Here is a 17,931-nt window from a genome sequence, read left to right as displayed (position 1 = left end):
CGCCGACCATGTCGGCGTCGACCATGTCGCGGGCCACGCCGATGCCGTTGCGGATCGCCTCGGCGCTGGAGGAACCGTGGGCGATGATGCAGACGCCGTCGACGCCGAGCAACACGGCACCGCCGTACGTGTCGGGGCTGAGCTCGGCGTAGAGCGGGAGGAGGGCGGGCATCAGCGCGTCGGCGTGCTCCTTGACCGCCGGGTCGGCGAACGCCTCGAGCAGTGCGCCGATCACCGCCTTCATCCCACCTTCGAGCGTCTTGAGCACGACGTTGCCGGTGAAGCCGTCGGCCACGATCACGTCGGCCGTGTTGGCCATCACGTCGCGGCCCTCGACGTTGCCGACGAAGTTCAGGTCACTCGTCTCGGCCGCCTCGAGGAGGAGCGGGTAGGTCTCCTTGCGCAGCGAGTCACCCTTCCCGGGCTCCTCGCCGATCGACAGCAGACCGACCGTGGGCGACGCGATGCCGAACCGGTGGCGGGAGAAGATCGAACCCATCTGGGCGAACTGCACCAGCCAGTCGGGCTGGACGTCGACGTTGGCGCCTGCGTCGAGCAGCACCGTCGGCTCGCCGCCGGGCACGGGGATGATCGTCGCGATGGCCGGCCGATTGACACCCTTGACCCGGCCCATGCGCAACAGCGCGGAGGCCATGGTGGCGCCGGTGTTGCCGGCCGAGATCATGGCCGATGCGTGCCCGTCGCGAACCGCCTCTGCGGCGCGGACCAGCGTCGAGTCCTTCTTGCGGCGAACGGCCTTGCCGCCGTCCTCGTGCATCTCGATGACCTCACCAGCCTCGATCAGGGGAAGGTCGCCGACGTCGACGTGGTCACCGAGATCGGGCGGCCCGACAAGCACGACGGGAGTGCCGGCGGCTGCCGCAGTGCGGGCACCGGCGACGATCGCCCGCGGGGCGTGGTCGCCGCCCATGGCGTCGACCGCAATGGGCAACATCAGGCGTTCACCGGGGCGAACGTCGAGACTGGTGCGCCAGGGATGCCGAAGCGGAGGCGGCGAGCGCGGAAGGCGGAGAGACCCGGCTGGGCCGGTCGGCGGAGCCCGACATCTCAGCCGACGTCGATGACGACACGGCCCTTGTACGTGCCGCAGTGCGGGCACACCGTGTGGGGAGTCTTCGCATTGCCGCAACGCGGGCACGTGCTGCGCGCGGGAGCGTTGAGCTTCCAGGCCGCAGCGCGGTGGCTGCGGCTCTTCATCTTCGACTTCTTCTTCTTCGGAACGGCCACGATGGGTCTCCAACACTCGATCAGGCGTACCTGCATGCACACCGCACGAACAGGCTGCGCCAGGTTATCGCCGCCACCGCCGAGAACGGACGTGTCGCACCAACTGAGGGCGACACCGACCCCGGCACCTCGGGCACAGCCACCCGACCTTCTCGCACGGACCAAGCGGGCGAGCGCCGAAGCGCACCGGCGGCAGCGAGCACGGCCAGGCGAAGCCGAGCGGCTCGACCGCGAGCCGGAGCCCGATCAGGAATCGTCGAGGCGGAGGTCGTCGAGCGCAGCCCAGCGCTCGTCTCGCACCGACGTGTCGCACTCGCACGACGCGGTGTTGCGGTCGATGCCGCAAACCGGGCAGATGCCGGCGCAGTCATCGCGGCAGAGCGGGTCGTCGGGCAGTTCGAGCAGCACGTACTCACGGACCGCCGGCGCGAGGTCGATCTGATCACCCTCGATCGCGTAGGCGTCCTCGTCGCTCACGTCGTCCTGGTAGAGCTCGTCGACCTCGACCCCCGCCGTGCCCCGAACGTCGGTCAGGCAGCGCCGGCAGGGTGCCCGCCAGGGCATCGCGACCTCACCCGAGACGACGATGCCGTCGATGTTCGAGGTCGCGACCAGGTCGACGGCGATGTCGCCGGTGATCCGCGCGTCGTCGATGCCGAGATCGCCCGGCGCCAGCTCGACGGTGATCGACCGGTCGGTACCGGGCTGTCGGAGCAGCTCCCTGGCGTTGACGCGCAGCAGGTAGAGCGGGTTCGTGGGCACGGAGCGCGTGTGGTCAGCGGTCCTGGTCGAAGAACCCGCCGGTCGGGTCGTCGTCCACGTCGTCCTCGACGTGGGCGAGATGGTGGCCGGCATCGCCGATCGAGAGCTTCTGGCGGCCGGCGGCGACCGTCTTGCCGAGCTTGTCGAGCAGGATCTCGAAGCTCGCCAGCCGTTGATCGAGGAAGTCCTCGGTCTCGAGCTTCAGGCGCCGCGAGTCGGACTCGGCCGTGTCGACCACCTGCCGCGCACGCGCCTCGGCGGCACGCACGACCTCGGTCCGCTGCACCATGCGCTCGGCCTGCACCCTGGCCGCCTCGAGCATCTCGTTCGCCTCACGGCGGGTCTTGTTGACGAAGTCCTGCCGCTCCTTCAGCATCCAGCGCGCCTGCCGCAGCTCGTCGGGCATGCTGGCGAGCGCCCGGTCGAGCAGCTCGACGACCTCGTCACGATCGATGCGCGGCGTCGACGACAGCGGCATCGTCGGGGCGTTGGCGACGATGTCGATCGCGCGCCGCAGCCAGGTCTCGGCGTCGCCGACGTAGCCCTGCTGCGACTCCGCGTCGGGATAGTGGTCGTCGATCTCGGCGTAGTGGTCGTGACCGTCGCCGTCGTCGGGGTGGCCGTCGTCGGCGTACCGGTCGTCGTATCGGTCGTCGTAGGTCATGTGTGTCATCGCTCAGCTGTTCGGGGGCTCGGCAAATCTATCGGCGAGTACGGCGGCAACGGGTGGGGCCACGAGGTGGCTGACGTCGCCCCCGTACGAGGCGATCTCGCGGATGAAGCGGCTCGAGATGAAGCCCGCATCCGATCGGCACGGCACGAACACGGTGCGGATGCCGGTCACCGAATGGTTGGTGTGCGCCATCTGCTGCTCGATGTCGAAGTCCTGGGGGGTGCGCAGACCCTTCACCATGAAGTCGGCACCGACGTCGGCCGCAGCCTGCACGGCGAGCCCGCCGAACGTCCGCACCGTGACCGTCGGCCGCCCGGGAAGGCTCGCTTCCGCGAGCTCGACCCGCTCGTCGGGCGTGAACATGCCGCTCGGCTTGTCGAAGTTGACGAGCACGCCGACGACGACGTCGCCGAACAGCTCCACCGCCTGATCGACGACGTCGATGTGACCGAGGTGGAGCGGATCGAAGCTGCCGGGTATCAGCACCGTTGCCATGGGTAGGGCCACGCTACTTGGGCCCAAGGACGAGTTCGTTGACCCCTCCGGGCACTGTGTGGACGCGGCACTAGGTGTTGCCGGTCCGCTCGAGGAACGTCACCCACGTCCGCCCGTAGCGCTTGGTGCGGGTGATCTCCCAGGCGTCGAGCTCGGCGACACCGTCCACGCGATCGAGGGAGCGGCCGGCCTCGGCGACCACGAACGGTGCGCGGGTCGAACGCAGCAGCTCGGGCCAGGCATCGAACTCGTACGGCGGGTCGACGAAGACGATGTCGACGTCGAGCCCGCCGACCAACACCGCGGCGTCTCCTGCCACGACTCGGCTCCGGTCGGCCAGGTCCAGTTGCCGCAGGTTCTCGCGGATCGTGCGCAGCGCCCGGCGGTCGCGTTCGACGAACGTGCAGTGCGCGGCGCCTCGCGACAGCGCCTCGATCCCGAGCGCGCCGCTGCCGGCGAACAGGTCGGCGACGGCGGCGTCGCGAACGAGGTCGAGGCTGCCGAGCGCGTTGAACACCGCCTCGCGCACCTTGTCCGTGGTCGGACGGGTGTCGAGGCCGGGTGGCGCCTCGAACAGGCGACCGCCCAGCTCTCCCGCAACCACACGCATCGGCTCAGGCTATGGCCGAGCGAGCCGGCGGCATACTGGACCCGTGTTGGAGCCCGACCCGCAGATCACGTGCATCGACTGCGGCGGTCGCTCGTTCCTGCTGACGCCGCCCCGCGAGGACGGGACGTGGCTGACGGGCGATGTCGTGGCGTATCGCTGCGAGGACTGCCTCGACCGGTGGGATCTCGTGCTCGAGGACGACGACCGGGCCGCCGGCGACCGCCCCGACGTCTGACGCCGTTCGCGAGTCAGAAACGGGCGGTACGGGAGCTGCCGGCGAACGGACCGATGACGCCGGACTCGATCGACGTCGAGAACTGGCAGCCGAGGCGCTGCAACGCATCGTCGGCGTACTGGATGATCAGCACGTTGCGGGAGTGCTGCTCGGTGCCGGGGATCCCGATGTCGCGGACCACCTCGTTGGTCTGCGCACGAATCGCCAAGCAGTCACGGTCGGCAGCGAGCGCGTCGATCGACTGCATCTGTGCGAGCCGGACCTCGTCGGGCCCGGCGCGATCGTCGCTCGGTGCGCCGGCCGCCCGGATCGCGACGCCGGCCAGGCCGACCACGGCCGCGATCCCGGCGAACCAGACTGCGAACGTCCGGAGCCGGATCGGTGTCGAGACACCGACCGGGCCGTCGGGCAGCACGTCGGGAGAGCTCCCGTTCGCGTCATCTGGCGCGCCCGCAGCACTCGACGGATCCATCGCCTAGGGAACCGCGTCGCCGGCCGCTCCATTCCGAGGCTCCGGCGAGCTACCGACCCGACTCCTCTCGGATGCGCTTCTTCGTGGCGGCCCAGCCACAGATCTGGCACGCCGCGAGGTCGTGACCACGCGCCGGGCAGTACTCGCGGCCGAAGTAGATGATCTGCAGGTGGCGGCGGTTCCAGGTGTCGCGCGGGAAGACCGCCTTGAGGTCGCGTTCGGTGCGGTCGACGTTCGTCCCGTTCGAGAGCCCCCACCGGTCGGCCAGCCGGTGGATGTGTGTGTCGACCGGGAACGCCGGCACCCCGAAGGCCTGCGCCATCACGACACTCGCGGTCTTGTGGCCGACCCCGGCCAGCGACTCGAGGAAGTCGAAGTCGGGCACGAGCTCGCCCCCGGCATCGATGATCTGGTTCGCCGCGAGCCACAGGTTCTTGGCCTTGGTCGGCGCCAGGCCGATCTCGCGGATCAGCTCGAGGATCCGTTCGGGGTCGAGCGCGGCCATCTTCGCGGGCGTGTCGGCGACGGCGAAGAGCGCCGGTGTCACCTCGTTGACCTTCTTGTCCGTCGTCTGCGCCGACAGCGCGACCGAGACGAGCAGCGTGTAGGGGTCGGTGTGGTCGAGCGGGATCGGCGGCGTCGGGTAGAGCTGATCGAGGATCTCGCCGATCCGGTCCGCCTTGTCCTGTCGCTTCACCCCGCCGGACGCTACCCGGCGAGCCGGCGTGCGACGCCCCACCGCATCGCTGTGACGGAGGACGCTTGCGAGAGACGGGTGCGGCGCTCACACTGGAATCAGGTCGAGCGGGAGGTGGTGCGATGTCACTGCTACGAACTCGTTGGGCAGCGATCGGTGCAGCGGTCGCGATCACACTCGGAGGCGGCGGCGTCGGACTCGTCGGCGCCACGGTCGACTCCGGCGAACGCACCGTCTACGTGCCGATCACCCCGTGCCGCATCATCGACACACGCCCCGAGTTCCAGGTCGGGCCGAAGTCCTCGCCGCTCGGGCCGGCCGAGACGCACACCGTCACGGCCCGCGGCTCGTACGGCGAGTGCATGATCCCGACCGAGGCGACGGCGCTCTCGATGAACGTCACCGCCGTCGGCGCCACGCTGCCGACGTTCCTCACCATCTGGGCGACGGGCGAGACGATGCCGAACGCGTCGAGCCTCAACCCGCACCCTGGCGAGCCGCCGGTCCCGAACGCGGTGACCACCGACCTGTCGGCCGGTGGCAAGTTTCACGTCTACAACCTGCAGGGCACCGTTCACGTGCTCGCCGACGTCGTCGGCTACTACGCCCACCACGGCCACGACGACATCCACTACACGAAGGCCGAGGCCAACGAGCGGTTCGTCGACGCGAGGCCGCTCCGAGTGCGGCTCAGCCCGCACGAGCTGCGTCCCAGCGAACGTGGCTCGCAGTGGACCTTCGGCTGGGAGCACGGCCCGTCCGTGGCCGCCGAGTGCCTCACCGGCCGGTTCGAGCTGCCCGTGGGCCTCGACGTCACCGGCATGTCGATCGTCTACACGGCGCCCGTCCCGGGCGCGACGGTCGGCGTCTCGCTGGCCGCGACACGTGCGACGTCCGGCCCGCTCATCGGGTCGGTCCTCCCACCGATCGTCGGCGAGACGACGGTCGCTGCGTCCACGAACGGTCTCGAGAGCGCGGACCTGGTGCTCACGGCGAGCGGGCCGGCGACGGTGCTCGAGGACTACGACTACGTCGTCGGCATCTGCACCAGCGACGAGATCAGGGTCTACGGCGTCGAGGTCTCGCTCACGTACGTGATCCCGTAGCCCGCAGCGCAACCGGGCAAGCAAGGAGGCCACCATGTCACTGCTCCGGACTCGTTGGGCCGCGATCGGCGCAGCGGTCGCGATCACCCTGGGAGGCGGCGGCGTCGGGCTCGTCTCGGCTACCGTCGAGTCGGGTGAACGCACCGTCTACGTGCCGATCACCCCGTGTCGCATCATCGACACCCGCCCCGACTTCCAGGTCGGGCCGCGCAGCACACCACTCGGCACCGCCGAGACGCACACGGTGAGCGCGCACGGCACCGCCGGCGAGTGCTCGATCCCGAACGACGCAGTCGCGCTGTCGCTCAACATGACCGCGGTCGACGCCACGCTGCCGACGTTCCTCACCGTCTGGGCAACCGGCGAGACGAGACCTGACGCATCGAGCCTCAACCCGTCACCGGGCCAGCCACCGACCCCGAACGCCGTCACCACCGACCTGTCGAACGGCGGTGAGTTCGACATCTACAACCTGCAGGGCGACGTCCACGTCCTCGCCGACGTGGTCGGCTACTACGCCGACCACCACCACGACGACCACTACTACCGGGAGTCCGAGGTCGACGACATGCTCGCCGCCCACGACCACGACGACGACTACTACCGGGAGTCCGAGGTCGACGATCTGCTCGACGCTCACGACCACGACGGCCGCTACTACACGAAGACGCAGATCGACGCGCTCCATGCGACCGAGACCCGGCACCTGTCGATCCCGCCGGCTGCGTTCCAGCCCCGCTACTCGCACAAGACCGGGTACGAGATCGGCTCGGTCGGCCAGCTGTACGCGACGGGCACGTTCAGCACCGAGGACGACTTCTACGCGCCCGTCCACCTGCCGGACGGGGCGAAGATCACCGCGTTCTACGCCTGGGTGAAGGACAGCTCGCTGTTCGACACCCCGTCACGCAACCTCAACATCGCGCTGTACGGGCTCCACTACGACGGCGGCTACACGAAGATGTTCGACCTGCTGTCGGGGCACCAGCCGACACCCACCAAGCTCACCGACAACACCATCCTGAGCAGGGGTCCGCAGCTGGTCGACAACGACACGTGGATGTACGTCGCTCGCGTCGTCGTGCCCGCCAGCAACTGGGCCGACTACGGCGACGTGCTCGAGCTCCACGGCGTGATCGTCGAATACGAGGTGACGCCGTAGCGCCCCGCACGTCACTCAGCTCTTCGCGAGGAAGCCCTCGTCCTCCTCGGTGAACAGCAGGTCGAGCTCGTCGAGCAGCACCGGGTGGGCGGCCAGGTCGGGGTCGGCGTCGACGATCTCGAACGCCGCCTCGCGAGCGCGTGCGACCAGCCCGCGATCGCGCCGCAGGGACGCCAGTTTGAGGTCGCTGCGGCCCTTCTGGCTGGTCGACATCAGCGTGCCCTCGCCGCGCAGCTCGAGGTCGACCTCGGCGAGCTCGAACCCGTCGGTCGAGGCCACCAGCGCCTCGACGCGGGCGTTGCCGCCCTCGTGCTCCTGGGTGACCAGCCAGCACGTCGACTCGTGGGCGCCGCGGCCGACCCGGCCGCGTAGCTGGTGCAACTGGGCGATGCCGAACCGGTCGGCGTCGAGGATCACCATCACGGTCGCGTTGGGCACGTCGACGCCGACCTCGATCACCGTGGTCGCCACGAGGACGTCAAGCTGACCGGCTCGGAACAGGTCCATCGTCATCTGCTTCTCGGCCGGCGTGAGCCGGCCGTGGAGCAGCCCGAGCCGGAGTCCCGCCAGCTCGCCGGCGGCGAGCCGCTGGTAGGTCTCCTCCGCCGACGCCACTTCGAGCTTCTCGCTCTCCTCGATCAGCGGGCACACGACGTAGGCCTGGCGGCCTTCGGCGATCTGGGCGCGGACGTCGCCCCACACCTCGACCTCGAGGAGCGGGCCGTTCGCCCACTTCGTGACGATCGGCGTCCGGCCCGGCGGCAGCTCGTCGAGCACGCTCACATCGAGGTCGCCGTACACGGTCATCGCGGCCGTGCGCGGGATCGGCGTCGCCGTCATGACCAGCAGATCGGGGACGTGTGCCAGCGACTTGTCGCGCAGGGCCGCCCGCTGCTCGACGCCGAAGCGGTGCTGCTCGTCGACGACGACGGCACCGAGGCTGTTGAATTCGACGCCCTCCTGGATGAGCGCATGCGTGCCGATCACGATGTCGACGGCACCGTCGGCGAGTCCGGCGAGCACCGCCTTGCGTTCCGAGCCGGTCACACGGTTCGTGAGCAGCTCGACCCGCAGCGGTCGATCACCGAAGAGGTTCCCGGGGTCGGGCACCTCGAGATCGCCCAGCAGGGCACGCACCCCGGCTGCGTGCTGTTCGGCGAGCACCTCGGTCGGCGCCATGAGCGCGCCCTGGTGGCCGCCCTGTACGGCGTCGAGGAGCGTCGTCACCGCGACGACGGTCTTGCCGGCGCCGACGTCGCCCTGGAGCAGCCGGTGCATCGGGTTCGGGCCGGCGAGGTCGGCCTGGATCTCGCCGATCGCCCGCTGCTGCGCTCCGGTCAACGGATACGGCAGCGCATCGTGGAACCGCTGGACCAGCTCGCCGCCGATGACGTGTTCGAGTCCCTTGGAGGTGCGCTCGAGCTCGCGCTTGCGCATCACCAGCACGAGCTGGACCCGCAGCAGCTCGTCGAACGCGAGCCGGCGGCGCGCCGCATCCTTCTCGCGCATCGTGTCGGGGCCGTGGATCGACCAGAGGGCGCTGGCCCGGTCGACGAGACCGAGCCGGTCGCGGACCCGCTCGGGTACCGGATCGGCGATCCCTCGCTCGCGACATCGACGCAGCGCCTCCTCGACCCACGCGGCGAGCTCCCACGTGTTGAGCTGGGCCTTCTCGCTCTGCGGGTAGATCGGCACGATCTTGCCGGTGCGATCGCCGATCAGGTCGACGACCGGATTGGCCATCTGGAGGCCGCCCCGGTACGTGTCGGCCTTGCCGAACAACGCGATCTGGAGCCCCTCCTTGAGCTGCCGCTCGCGCCAGGGCTGGTTGAAGAACACCACCTGCATGCGCCCCGACCCGTCACCGACGTTGACGTTGACCATCGTGCGGCGGTTGCGGGTGACCCGCTTCGTCACCGAGCGGACGGTCACCAGGACGAGCGCCTCCTGCCCGGGCACGAGGTCGGCGATCCGGGCCTCGTTCGTGCGGTCGACCCACCGGCGAGGGTACGTCGTGACCAGGTCGAGCACGTCGTGGATGTCGAACGCCGCCAACGAGGCCCGCTTCTTCTCGCCGACCCCCCTCAGCTGGCCGACGTCGATCGCGGCGAGGTCACGCAGCGTGATCGGCGGCCGTCCGCTCATGGCGCCGACGCCGTCGGGCGGTGCGCGCTCGTCGTCACGGCGGCCCGAGCGGAACGCCTCGTCATTCGACGCCGAAGAGATACGGGTAGAGCGGTTGACCGCCCGGATGCACCTCGACCTGGACGTCGGCATGGTCGTCGGCGAGCCACCCCTGGATCGCGGCGGTCGTCGCGGCGTCGGCGTCGACGCCGGTGATGATCGTCAGCAGCTCACCCTCGTCATCGAGCAGCTGCGACAGCAGCTTGGTCGCGACGCCCAGCACCGTGTCGTCGACGGCGACGATGCCGTCGCCCTTGACGATGCCCATCCAGTCGCCCTCGGTGACCGGGCCGACCTCGGTGTTCGAGTCGCGCACCGCCTGCGTGACCTCGCCGGTCTGCACCGCCTCGATCCCTTCGCGCATCTCGCCGGCGTTCTCGGCCGCGCCGGCCTCGGGGTCGTACACGACCAGCGCCGCCAGCGCCTCGGGCATCGTGCGGGTCGGTACGACGACGACCGACTTCGTGGTGAGCTCGTCGACCTGCTCGGCGACCGGGATGATGTTCTTGTTGTTGGGCAGGATCACGACCTGGTCGGCGTTCACGTGCTCGACCGTGTCGAGCAGTTCGGCCGTCGACGGGTTGAGGGTCTGGCCGCCGGACACGATTCCCTGCACGCCGAGGTCGGCGAAGAGGTCGGAGATGCCGTCGCCGCTGCAGACGGCGACGACGGCGGTCGTGACCGGTGGCAGACCGGCCCCGGCGCGGGTCGGCACGTGGTGGCTGGCCATCTCGGCCTCGCGCCGCTCGTGCTCCTCGTCGATCTCCTCGAACAGGTCGGTCACCCGGATCTGGGCCGGCCGGCCACCGAGCTCGAGTGCCACCTCGATGGCGGCACCGATGTCGTTGGTGTGGACGTGGGTGTTCCACAGTCCGTCGCCGCCGACCACGACGATCGAGTCGCCGATCTCGCCCCACCGGTGCTTGAACTCCTCGATCTGCTCGTCGGCGATCTCGACGAAGTACATGACCTCGTAGCGCTGCTCGCTGACGTCGAGCTCACCCTCGACGCCCGACGTGCGGTGGGCGACCGCCTCGAACTGCTCCTCGGTGAGTCCGTGGGCGTAGTCGTCCTCGGCGTCGGGTTCGGGGAGCGGGTCGCCGTCGACGACGTGGAGCGCCGAGTCGAGGAACAGCAGGTAACCCGCTCCGCCGGCATCGACCACCCCGGCGTCCTTGAGCACCGGCAGCAGCTCGGGCGTGTTGTCGAGCGCCTCCTTGCCGGCCCTGCGGGCGGCGCGCAGCACGTCGACGAGCGACGCTTCGTTGCCAGAGGCCGTGCTCGCCGCTTCGGCACTCTCGCGGACGACCGTGAGGATCGTGCCCTCGATCGGCTTCAGCACGGCCTGATAGGCACCGGCCGATGCCGCCGAGAGCGCATCGGCCACCTTGCGACCGGATCCCTCCGCCTGCGCCTTCAGGGTGGACGCGAGGCCACGGAGGATCTGGCTGAGGATCACGCCACTGTTGCCGCGTGCGCCCATGAGCGAGCCGTGACTGATCGCATCGCACGTCGCGTCGAGGTCGTCGGAATCCGCGGCGTCCATCTCCGCGACGACGGCGTCGAGCGTGCGGGCCATGTTGGTCCCGGTGTCCCCGTCGGGCACCGGATAGACGTTGAGCCGGTTCAGACCGCCGGCATGATCGCGAACGGTGTCGCGGTAGGTGGTGATGACGTCGCGGAGCGCGTGTACGTCCAACCGTTCGAGCGTGGGCACCGAACCATTGTGTCAGCACCGACGCTCCGCAACGACGTATGTGCTCGGAGGGCGGTGGGCCGGCGCCGGGCGGCCGTAGGGTGGCACGTCCGTTCGAGCGAGAGCAGCAAGCGATGACGACAATCGACGACGTGCCGCCAGACGGCGACGATGCGTCCCCCGACGGATTCGTGGCGCTCGGGCTGCGAGCCGAGCTGCTCGGCGCCCTGGCCGACCTCGGCTACGAGGAGCCGACGCCGATCCAGCGCGAGACGATCCCGCACATCCTCGCCGGTCGAGACCTGGTCGGTCGGGCTGCCACCGGCACCGGCAAGACCGCGGCGTTCGCGCTGCCGGTGCTCGAGCACCTCGACACGAAGGGAGGACGCACCACCGCTCCCAGCGCGCTGGTGCTGGTGCCGACCCGCGAGCTCGCCGTCCAGGTCAGCGAGGCGATCTTCAAGTACGGGCGCCACCTCGGCGCGAGGGTCGTGCCGATCTACGGCGGCCAGCCGATCTACCGGCAGCTGGAGCAGCTCGATCGGGGTGTGCACGTCGTGGTCGCGACGCCGGGACGTGCGGTCGACCACATCGGCCGTGGGTCGCTGCCGCTCGACGACGTTCGGATCGTCGTGCTCGACGAGGCCGACGAGATGCTCGACATGGGGTTCGCCGACGATCTCGAGGCGATCCTCGAGGCGACGCCCGAGCATCGCCAGACCGTGCTCTTCTCGGCCACGATGCCACCCCGCATCACAGCGATCGCACGCCGCCACCAGCGGGACCCGATCCACATCGAGATCGGGTCCGGCGCCAGCGAGCCGGGCACCGAGCTGATCCGCCAGCGGGCGTACGTGGTGCAGCGCGCGCACAAGGCCGCCGCGCTCGGCAGGATCCTCGACATCGAGTCCCCGCGGGCAACGCTGGTCTTCTGCCGCACGCGCGGCGAGGTCGACCAGCTCACGGTGACGATGAACGGGCGCGGCTACCGGGCCGAGGCCTTGCACGGCGGCATGGATCAGCAGCAGCGCGACCGGGTGATGGCACGCCTCCGCGATGGAACGGCCGAGCTGTTGCTGGCGACCGATGTTGCGGCGCGCGGGCTCGACGTCGACACGCTCACCCACGTCGTCAACTACGACGTGCCGTCGGCGCCCGAGAGCTACGTGCACCGCATCGGCCGGGTCGGGCGCGCAGGGCGCGAGGGCATCGCGATCACGCTCGCCGAACCGCGTGAACAACGGTTGCTCGGCAACATCGAGCGACTGACCCGCCAGCAGATCAGCATCGAGTCGGTGCCCACGGTCGCCGACCTGCGGGCACGCCGCCGCGAGGCGACCGTCGCAGCCGTGACCGATGCGCTCGAGAGCGACGATCTCGCCGAGCTCGCACCGGTCCTGGCGACGCTCTCCGAGCGGGGCGACCACGACGCCAAGCAGATCGCCCTCGCGGCGTTGAAGCTCGTGCACGATGCCGCCGGGGCCGACGACGACCTGGAGATCCCCGACGCGCGCCGTTTCGACCGCCAGCGGGGAGATCGGCCGAAGAAGGGTCCACGCGGCCGCAGCGGCAAGCCCGGATCGCTCCGCGAGCGCGAACGCGACAACGCCGAGCCGACCGGCTACGTGTACGTCGGACTCGGCCGACGCGGCGGCGTGCGCCCGGGTGACCTCGTGGGGGCGATCGCCAACGAGTCGGGCCTCAGCGGACGCGAGATCGGTCCGATCCGGATCGCCGACACGTACTCGGTTGTCGGCGTCCCCGAGCGGTCGGTCGACCACGTCGTGCGGGTGATGACCGACTCGTCGATCCGCGGCAAGGCGGCCAGGATCCGCCGCTACGAGCAGTAGCAACCCTGGCCGCGGGCGCTGCGTCGCCCATCGGGGCGGCGGAGGTTGTTCCCGAATCCACTGCTAGCCTTTCTTGGCCGTGTGGAGCGGCGAGCGCGCTCCAGGTCTCGCAGGAGTAGTCAGATGGCATCGAAGTGTGAAGTGTGTGGCAAGGGCCCGTCGTGGGGCATGTCGGTGTCGCACTCGCACCGTCGCACCAAGCGTCGCTGGAACCCGAACATCCAGCGGGTCCGCGCCTCGGTGAACGGCGCCGCCAAGCGCATGAACGTCTGCACGAGCTGCATCAAGGCCAACAAGATCACCAAAGCCTCCTGAGCGAGGCCAGATCACACGGCGGCTGCGTGGCGGCTCGGGCTCGTTGCCCGAAGGCAACGTCGCCCTCCCGCGCCTTGCCGCCCTGCGATCTGATCCTCGCTCAGTGGGCCAACTGATCGCTGGTTGCACGCACGTCGGTGGACGCGATCGACGTCTACTCCACCCAGAGGCTGCGGTGTCTCGGTGGTCCTGACCGGTAGTCTCGGCCCCATGCAGGGTGTGGTGAAGGCGTACGATCCGGTGACCGGGGACGGGGTCGTCATGTGCGACACCGACCTGGCCGACTACGACCTCGCGCACGATGCGCTCGAGGGGTCGCTGTTCCGCATGGTTCGCCAAGGCCAGCGGGTCGTCTTCGATCTCGACGATGCCGGCCGCGCGACGCACCTGCGTCTGGGCTCCGAGATCGACATGGGAACGCCCGGCTCGCACGACCACTGAGCCGCGGCGTCGATCCCGCGCTGTAAACGCTTTCAGCGTTAACGCGCTGGCCGCCATCTGTTTTCGAGATGGTTCACATCGTCACAAGTCGGCCGCGCGAGGGCCCGCGGCCCCTGTCCGCGACGCCGCCGATCGGTCAAACTGACGACACCAGTCTTCGCGCAAAGGGGCACGAGCAATGGCCGGAATGACGACGAACACCCGTCTCCAGAAGTGGGTCTCCCAGTGGGCCGCGCTGATGGAGCCCGACGATGTGTACTGGTGCGACGGATCGGCCGAGGAGTACGACCGCCTCTGCCAGGAGCTCGTGGCATCCGGCACGTTCACCAAGCTCAGCGAGGCGAAGCGGCCGAACAGCTACTGGGCGCACTCCGACCCCGCCGACGTGGCGCGGGTCGAGGACCGCACGTTCATCTGCTCCGAGACCGAGGAGCAGGCCGGACCGAACAACAACTGGCGCGAGCCGGCCGACATGCGGGCCGAGATGACCGAGCTCTACCGCGGCTGCATGCGCGGTCGCACGATGTACGTGATCCCGTTCTCGATGGGCCCGCTCGGGTCGCCGATCGCCCACATCGGCGTCGAGCTCAGCGATTCGGCCTACGTGGCGACCAACATGCGGATCATGACCCGCATGGGTCAAGGAGCCCTGGACGCGCTCGGCGACGACGAGTGGGTGCCCTGCGTGCACTCGGTCGGCGCACCACTCGAGAAGGGCCAGGCCGACGTGCCGTGGCCGTGCGACGCCGACAACAAGTACATCGTCCACTTCCCCGAGACGCGCGAGATCTGGTCGTACGGATCGGGCTACGGCGGCAACGCGCTGCTCGGGAAGAAGTGCTTCGCGCTGCGCATCGCATCGGTGATGGCCCGCGACGACGGCTGGCTCGCCGAGCACATGCTGATCCTCAAGCTCACCAACCCCGAGGGCGAGTCGAAGTACATCGCCGCCGCATTCCCGTCGGCGTGCGGCAAGACGAACCTGGCGATGCTGGTGCCGACGATCCCGGGCTGGACGGCCGAGACGATCGGCGACGACATCTGCTGGATGAAGTTCGGCGACGACGGCCGGCTCTACGCGATCAACCCCGAGGCCGGCTTCTTCGGCGTGGCGCCCGGCACCAGCCACGCCACGAACCACAACGCGATGGAGACCCTGTGGGGCAACAGCATCTACACCAACACGGCGCTCACCGACGGTGACGTCTGGTGGGAGGAGATGACCGACGAGCCTCCCTCGCACGCGACCGATTGGCGCGGCAACCGGTGGACGCCCGAGTCGGAGAAGCCCGCCGCCCACCCCAACGCTCGCTTCACCGCCCCGGCATCACAGTGCCCGTCGATCGCCGACGAGTGGGAGGACCCGGCCGGCGTTCCGATCTCGGCGATCATGTTCGGCGGCCGCCGCCGCACGACCGTACCGCTCGTGACCGAAGCGTTCGACTGGGAGCACGGCGTCTTCCTCGGCTCGATCATGGCGTCCGAGACCACGGCCGCCCAGCAGGGCGCAGTCGGCAACCTGCGCTTCGACCCGATGGCGATGCTGCCGTTCTGCGGGTACAACTACGCCGACTACTTCGCCCACTGGTTGGAGATGGGCAAGGCGACCGAACCGAAGGCGCTCCCGAAGATCTTCTTCGTCAACTGGTTCCGCCGTGACGACGACGGCCGCTTCCTCTGGCCGGGGTTCGGCGAGAACTCCCGCGTGCTGAAGTGGGTGTTCGAGCGCGTCGACGGCGCCGCCGACGTGGTCGAGACACCGATCGGCCTGCTGCCGGCGAAGCACTCGCTCGACGTCGACGGACTGGAGATCAGCGATGCCGATCTCGACGCGATCCTGTCGGTCGATCCCGAGGGCTGGACCGCTGCGATTCCCCAGATCCGCGAGCACTACGCCCAGTTCGGCGACAAGCTCCCGGCGTCGCTGCAGGTCGCCGTCGACACCCTGGAGGCCAGGCTCGCCTGACGCGCCGCCGTCACCTCGGCGAGCGATTCAGAGGAGTCGTCCGGCGACGAGCAACAACGTGGCACCGCCCAACACGATGCCCTGCCCCAAGGCGTACGGGCTCGTCGCGCGACCCGTCCGGTATCGGGAGAGGGTCGCGGCCGCAGAGCAGGCTCCGACAGCGATGAGCACGAGACGCACGATCGCATCCAGTCACACGGCAGGGTCGCGATTGCGCACGTCCTGAGTCGGGTCGTGCGACGGTCAACTGCTCGCCTGCAGGCCGACGCCGACAGCGCGCAGGGCGCCCTCGAGGCGATCGGTTCGGAGCAATGCGTCGGCCGCCTCCAACTCGGGCGCGAGGAACCGGTCGGGGCCCGGGCCCGGCACGTCACGGCGGAGCTCGTCGACGACGGCGCCGGTGCCGACGGCAGGTTCGAGCGGCGCACGCAGGTCGACCGCCCTCGCGCCGACGACGATCTCGATCGCGACGATCCGGCGGACGTTGTCGACCACCCTCCGGAGCTTGCGGGCCGCTCCCCAGGCCATCGACACGTGGTCCTCCTGCATGCCCGACGTCGGGAGCGAGTCGACGCTCGCCGGGGCGGCGAGACGCCGGTTCTCGGCGCACATCGCCGCCGCGGTGTACTGACCGATCATCACGCCGCTGTCGACGCCAGCCTCCTCGGCCAGGAAGGGCGGCAGACCGTGCGAGCGAGCGCGGTCGAGCACTCGATCGATGCGCCGTTCGGCGATCGCGCCGACCTCGGCGAGCGCGATCGCGAGGAAGTCGGCGGCGAAGCCGAGCGGCGCGCCGTGGAAGTTCCCGCAGGACTCGACCCGGCCGTCGGGCAGCACCATCGGGTTGTCGATCGCCGCCGCGAGCTCGCGCTCGGCCACGCCGCGCACGTGATCGAGGGTGTCGCGCGCGGCGCCGTGCACCTGCGGCGTGCAGCGAATCGAGTAAGCATCCTGGACGCGCGGATCGTCCTCGAGATGGCTGGCGATGATCGGAGACCCGGCCAGCAAGGCCCTGATGTTCGCCGCGCTGACCGCTTGACCGGGCTGCGGCCTCAACGCGACCAGGTCGTCGGCGAACGCCCGATCGGTCGCCAACACGCCCTCGACGGTCAGCGCCGCCGCCACGTCGGCGTGAGTGAGCAGCGCGGCCGAATCGTGCACCGCCAGGCACAGCATGCCGAGGATCCCATCGGTGCCGTTCGTGAGCGCGAGTCCCTCCTTCTCGGTCAGGGCGAGTGGGCGAAGTCCTGCGACCGCCAAGGCGTCGGCGGCGGGTTGCCGCTCGCCGTACAGGAACGCCTCGCCCTCACCGAGCAGCGCCAGCGCGGCGTGGGCGAGCGGCGCGAGATCGCCGCTGGCCCCGAGCGAACCGTGCTCGGGCACCACCGGCACGACGCCGGCGTTGACCGCGTCGACGATCGCCTCGGCGACCGCCGGGCGAGCCCCGCTGTACCCCATCGCCAGCGTGCGCGCCCGGAGGAGCATCATCGCTCGCACCACGTCGGACTCGACCGGCTCGCCCATGCCAGCGGCGTGCGATCGGATCAGTGCGTGCTGGAGGTCGTGGCGCCGCTCGGGCGGGATCGCCACGCTGGCGAGCGCGCCGAACCCGGTCGACAGGCCGTACACCGCGTCGGACCCCGTGGCAAGGTCTTCGACGACGTTCCTCGACGCTGCCATCCGCTCGATCGCGGTGTCGCTCAGCTCGACGTGCTGACCCTCACGGGCGACAGCGACCACGTCGGCGATCGTGACGCCGGGACCATCGAGGCGCACCGTCAACGCCCACCCCCGAGGCCGGCGGCGTCCCGTCCGTCGGTCGGTGCCCGAACGAACCCGAGCTCGTCGCCGAGCCGCCGGACCGCGACGTCCAACGCCTGCGCCGCCACCCGTTCCGCGTCCTCGTCGAACCGGTTGGCGGGGCCGATGACCGACAGTGCCGCGACGACGGTGCCGGCGTCGGCGACGCCGCGGGCGACCGCCGAGATGTCGGCCTCGATCGAGCCGGTCCGAATTTGC

The 17,931-nt window shown here is 70.0% G+C and carries 18 protein-coding genes and 1 pseudogene; 7 read left to right on the top strand and 12 right to left on the bottom strand.

The features are described 5' to 3' along the window. From plsX to rsmD, 6 genes are all read right to left on the bottom strand, one after another. Positions 1-955: phosphate acyltransferase PlsX (gene plsX / locus QNJ12_RS18360; RefSeq protein WP_300624835.1), on the bottom strand; the 955-nt coding region annotated here is incomplete at its 3' end. A gap of 113 nt (positions 956-1,068) precedes the next feature. Beyond that, positions 1,069-1,248, bottom strand: coding sequence for a 50S ribosomal protein L32 (rpmF, locus tag QNJ12_RS18355; RefSeq protein WP_300624834.1), 180 nt, complete (start codon positions 1,246-1,248; stop codon positions 1,069-1,071). Positions 1,249-1,494: 246 nt separating this feature from the next. Next, positions 1,495-2,010, bottom strand: coding sequence for a DUF177 domain-containing protein (locus tag QNJ12_RS18350; protein WP_300624832.1), 516 nt, complete (start codon positions 2,008-2,010; stop codon positions 1,495-1,497). A 13-nt stretch (positions 2,011-2,023) separates the two neighbouring features. Next, on the bottom strand, positions 2,024-2,674 hold the full coding sequence (locus QNJ12_RS18345) for a hypothetical protein (protein WP_300624830.1): 651 nt from the start codon (positions 2,672-2,674) through the stop codon (positions 2,024-2,026). A gap of 12 nt (positions 2,675-2,686) precedes the next feature. After that, on the bottom strand, positions 2,687-3,178 hold the full coding sequence (gene coaD, locus QNJ12_RS18340) for a pantetheine-phosphate adenylyltransferase (RefSeq protein WP_300624828.1): 492 nt from the start codon (positions 3,176-3,178) through the stop codon (positions 2,687-2,689). A 70-nt stretch (positions 3,179-3,248) separates the two neighbouring features. Further along, complete coding sequence (rsmD, locus tag QNJ12_RS18335) at positions 3,249-3,788, bottom strand: 16S rRNA (guanine(966)-N(2))-methyltransferase RsmD (protein WP_300624826.1); 540 nt, start codon at positions 3,786-3,788, stop codon at positions 3,249-3,251. Between the two features lie 43 nt (positions 3,789-3,831). Here rsmD and QNJ12_RS18330 point away from each other — a divergent pair, with 43 nt between their 5' ends. After that, positions 3,832-4,023, top strand: coding sequence for a hypothetical protein (locus QNJ12_RS18330; RefSeq protein WP_300624824.1), 192 nt, complete (start codon positions 3,832-3,834; stop codon positions 4,021-4,023). A 13-nt stretch (positions 4,024-4,036) separates the two neighbouring features. Here the strand turns inward: QNJ12_RS18330 and QNJ12_RS18325 are convergent, their stop codons facing one another. Then, positions 4,037-4,438 (bottom strand): hypothetical protein, encoded by a 402-nt coding sequence (locus QNJ12_RS18325; protein WP_300624822.1) that lies wholly within the window; start codon positions 4,436-4,438, stop codon positions 4,037-4,039. 106 nt (positions 4,439-4,544) lie between these two features. After that, positions 4,545-5,192 (bottom strand): endonuclease III, encoded by a 648-nt coding sequence (gene nth, locus QNJ12_RS18320; RefSeq protein ID WP_300624820.1) that lies wholly within the window; start codon positions 5,190-5,192, stop codon positions 4,545-4,547. 122 nt (positions 5,193-5,314) lie between these two features. Here nth and QNJ12_RS18315 point away from each other — a divergent pair, with 122 nt between their 5' ends. Both QNJ12_RS18315 and QNJ12_RS18310 read left to right on the top strand, forming a co-directional pair. Continuing rightward, positions 5,315-6,298 (top strand): hypothetical protein, encoded by a 984-nt coding sequence (locus tag QNJ12_RS18315; RefSeq protein ID WP_300624818.1) that lies wholly within the window; start codon positions 5,315-5,317, stop codon positions 6,296-6,298. Between the two features lie 34 nt (positions 6,299-6,332). Continuing rightward, positions 6,333-7,460 carry a hypothetical protein gene (locus QNJ12_RS18310; RefSeq protein ID WP_300624816.1) on the top strand — a complete coding sequence of 376 codons (1,128 nt, stop codon included), beginning with the start codon at positions 6,333-6,335 and terminating at the stop codon, positions 7,458-7,460. Positions 7,461-7,475: 15 nt separating this feature from the next. Here QNJ12_RS18310 and recG read toward each other — a convergent pair whose 3' ends face one another. After that, positions 7,476-9,605, bottom strand: a complete 2,130-nt coding sequence (recG, locus tag QNJ12_RS18305; protein ID WP_300624814.1) for an ATP-dependent DNA helicase RecG — start codon at positions 9,603-9,605, stop codon at positions 7,476-7,478. A gap of 61 nt (positions 9,606-9,666) precedes the next feature. After that, positions 9,667-11,361 (bottom strand): DAK2 domain-containing protein, encoded by a 1,695-nt coding sequence (locus tag QNJ12_RS18300; RefSeq protein WP_300624812.1) that lies wholly within the window; start codon positions 11,359-11,361, stop codon positions 9,667-9,669. Between the two features lie 113 nt (positions 11,362-11,474). Here QNJ12_RS18300 and QNJ12_RS18295 point away from each other — a divergent pair, with 113 nt between their 5' ends. The 4 genes from QNJ12_RS18295 (at position 11,475) to QNJ12_RS18280 (ending at position 15,912) form a co-directional block, all read left to right on the top strand. Beyond that, a complete protein-coding gene (locus QNJ12_RS18295; RefSeq protein ID WP_300624810.1) occupies positions 11,475-13,190 on the top strand; it encodes a DEAD/DEAH box helicase in 1,716 nt (571 codons plus the stop codon). A gap of 123 nt (positions 13,191-13,313) precedes the next feature. Next, the gene (gene rpmB, locus QNJ12_RS18290; RefSeq protein ID WP_300624808.1) at positions 13,314-13,505 is read left to right on the top strand and encodes a 50S ribosomal protein L28; all 192 of its coding nucleotides are present in this window, start codon (positions 13,314-13,316) and stop codon (positions 13,503-13,505) included. Between the two features lie 210 nt (positions 13,506-13,715). Beyond that, a complete protein-coding gene (locus QNJ12_RS18285; protein WP_300624806.1) occupies positions 13,716-13,946 on the top strand; it encodes a hypothetical protein in 231 nt (76 codons plus the stop codon). A 187-nt stretch (positions 13,947-14,133) separates the two neighbouring features. Further along, positions 14,134-15,912, top strand: a complete 1,779-nt coding sequence (locus QNJ12_RS18280) for a phosphoenolpyruvate carboxykinase (GTP) (RefSeq protein ID WP_300624804.1) — start codon at positions 14,134-14,136, stop codon at positions 15,910-15,912. A gap of 243 nt (positions 15,913-16,155) precedes the next feature. On the opposite strand, the gene hutH is transcribed toward QNJ12_RS18280, so the two are convergent. Both hutH and QNJ12_RS18270 read right to left on the bottom strand, forming a co-directional pair. Beyond that, a complete protein-coding gene (gene hutH, locus QNJ12_RS18275; RefSeq protein WP_367281813.1) occupies positions 16,156-17,694 on the bottom strand; it encodes a histidine ammonia-lyase in 1,539 nt (512 codons plus the stop codon). Then, positions 17,691-17,931: pseudogene (locus QNJ12_RS18270) on the bottom strand (hypothetical protein); the annotation flags it as partial. The pseudogene QNJ12_RS18270 and the gene hutH, both read right to left, overlap by 4 nt.

Source organism: Ilumatobacter sp. (genome assembly GCF_030065885.1).
Lineage (GTDB): Bacteria > Actinomycetota > Acidimicrobiia > Acidimicrobiales > Ilumatobacteraceae > Ilumatobacter.
The sequence above is the reverse complement of the archived record's forward strand: the minus strand, read 5'-3'. Positions and strand labels throughout refer to the sequence as shown.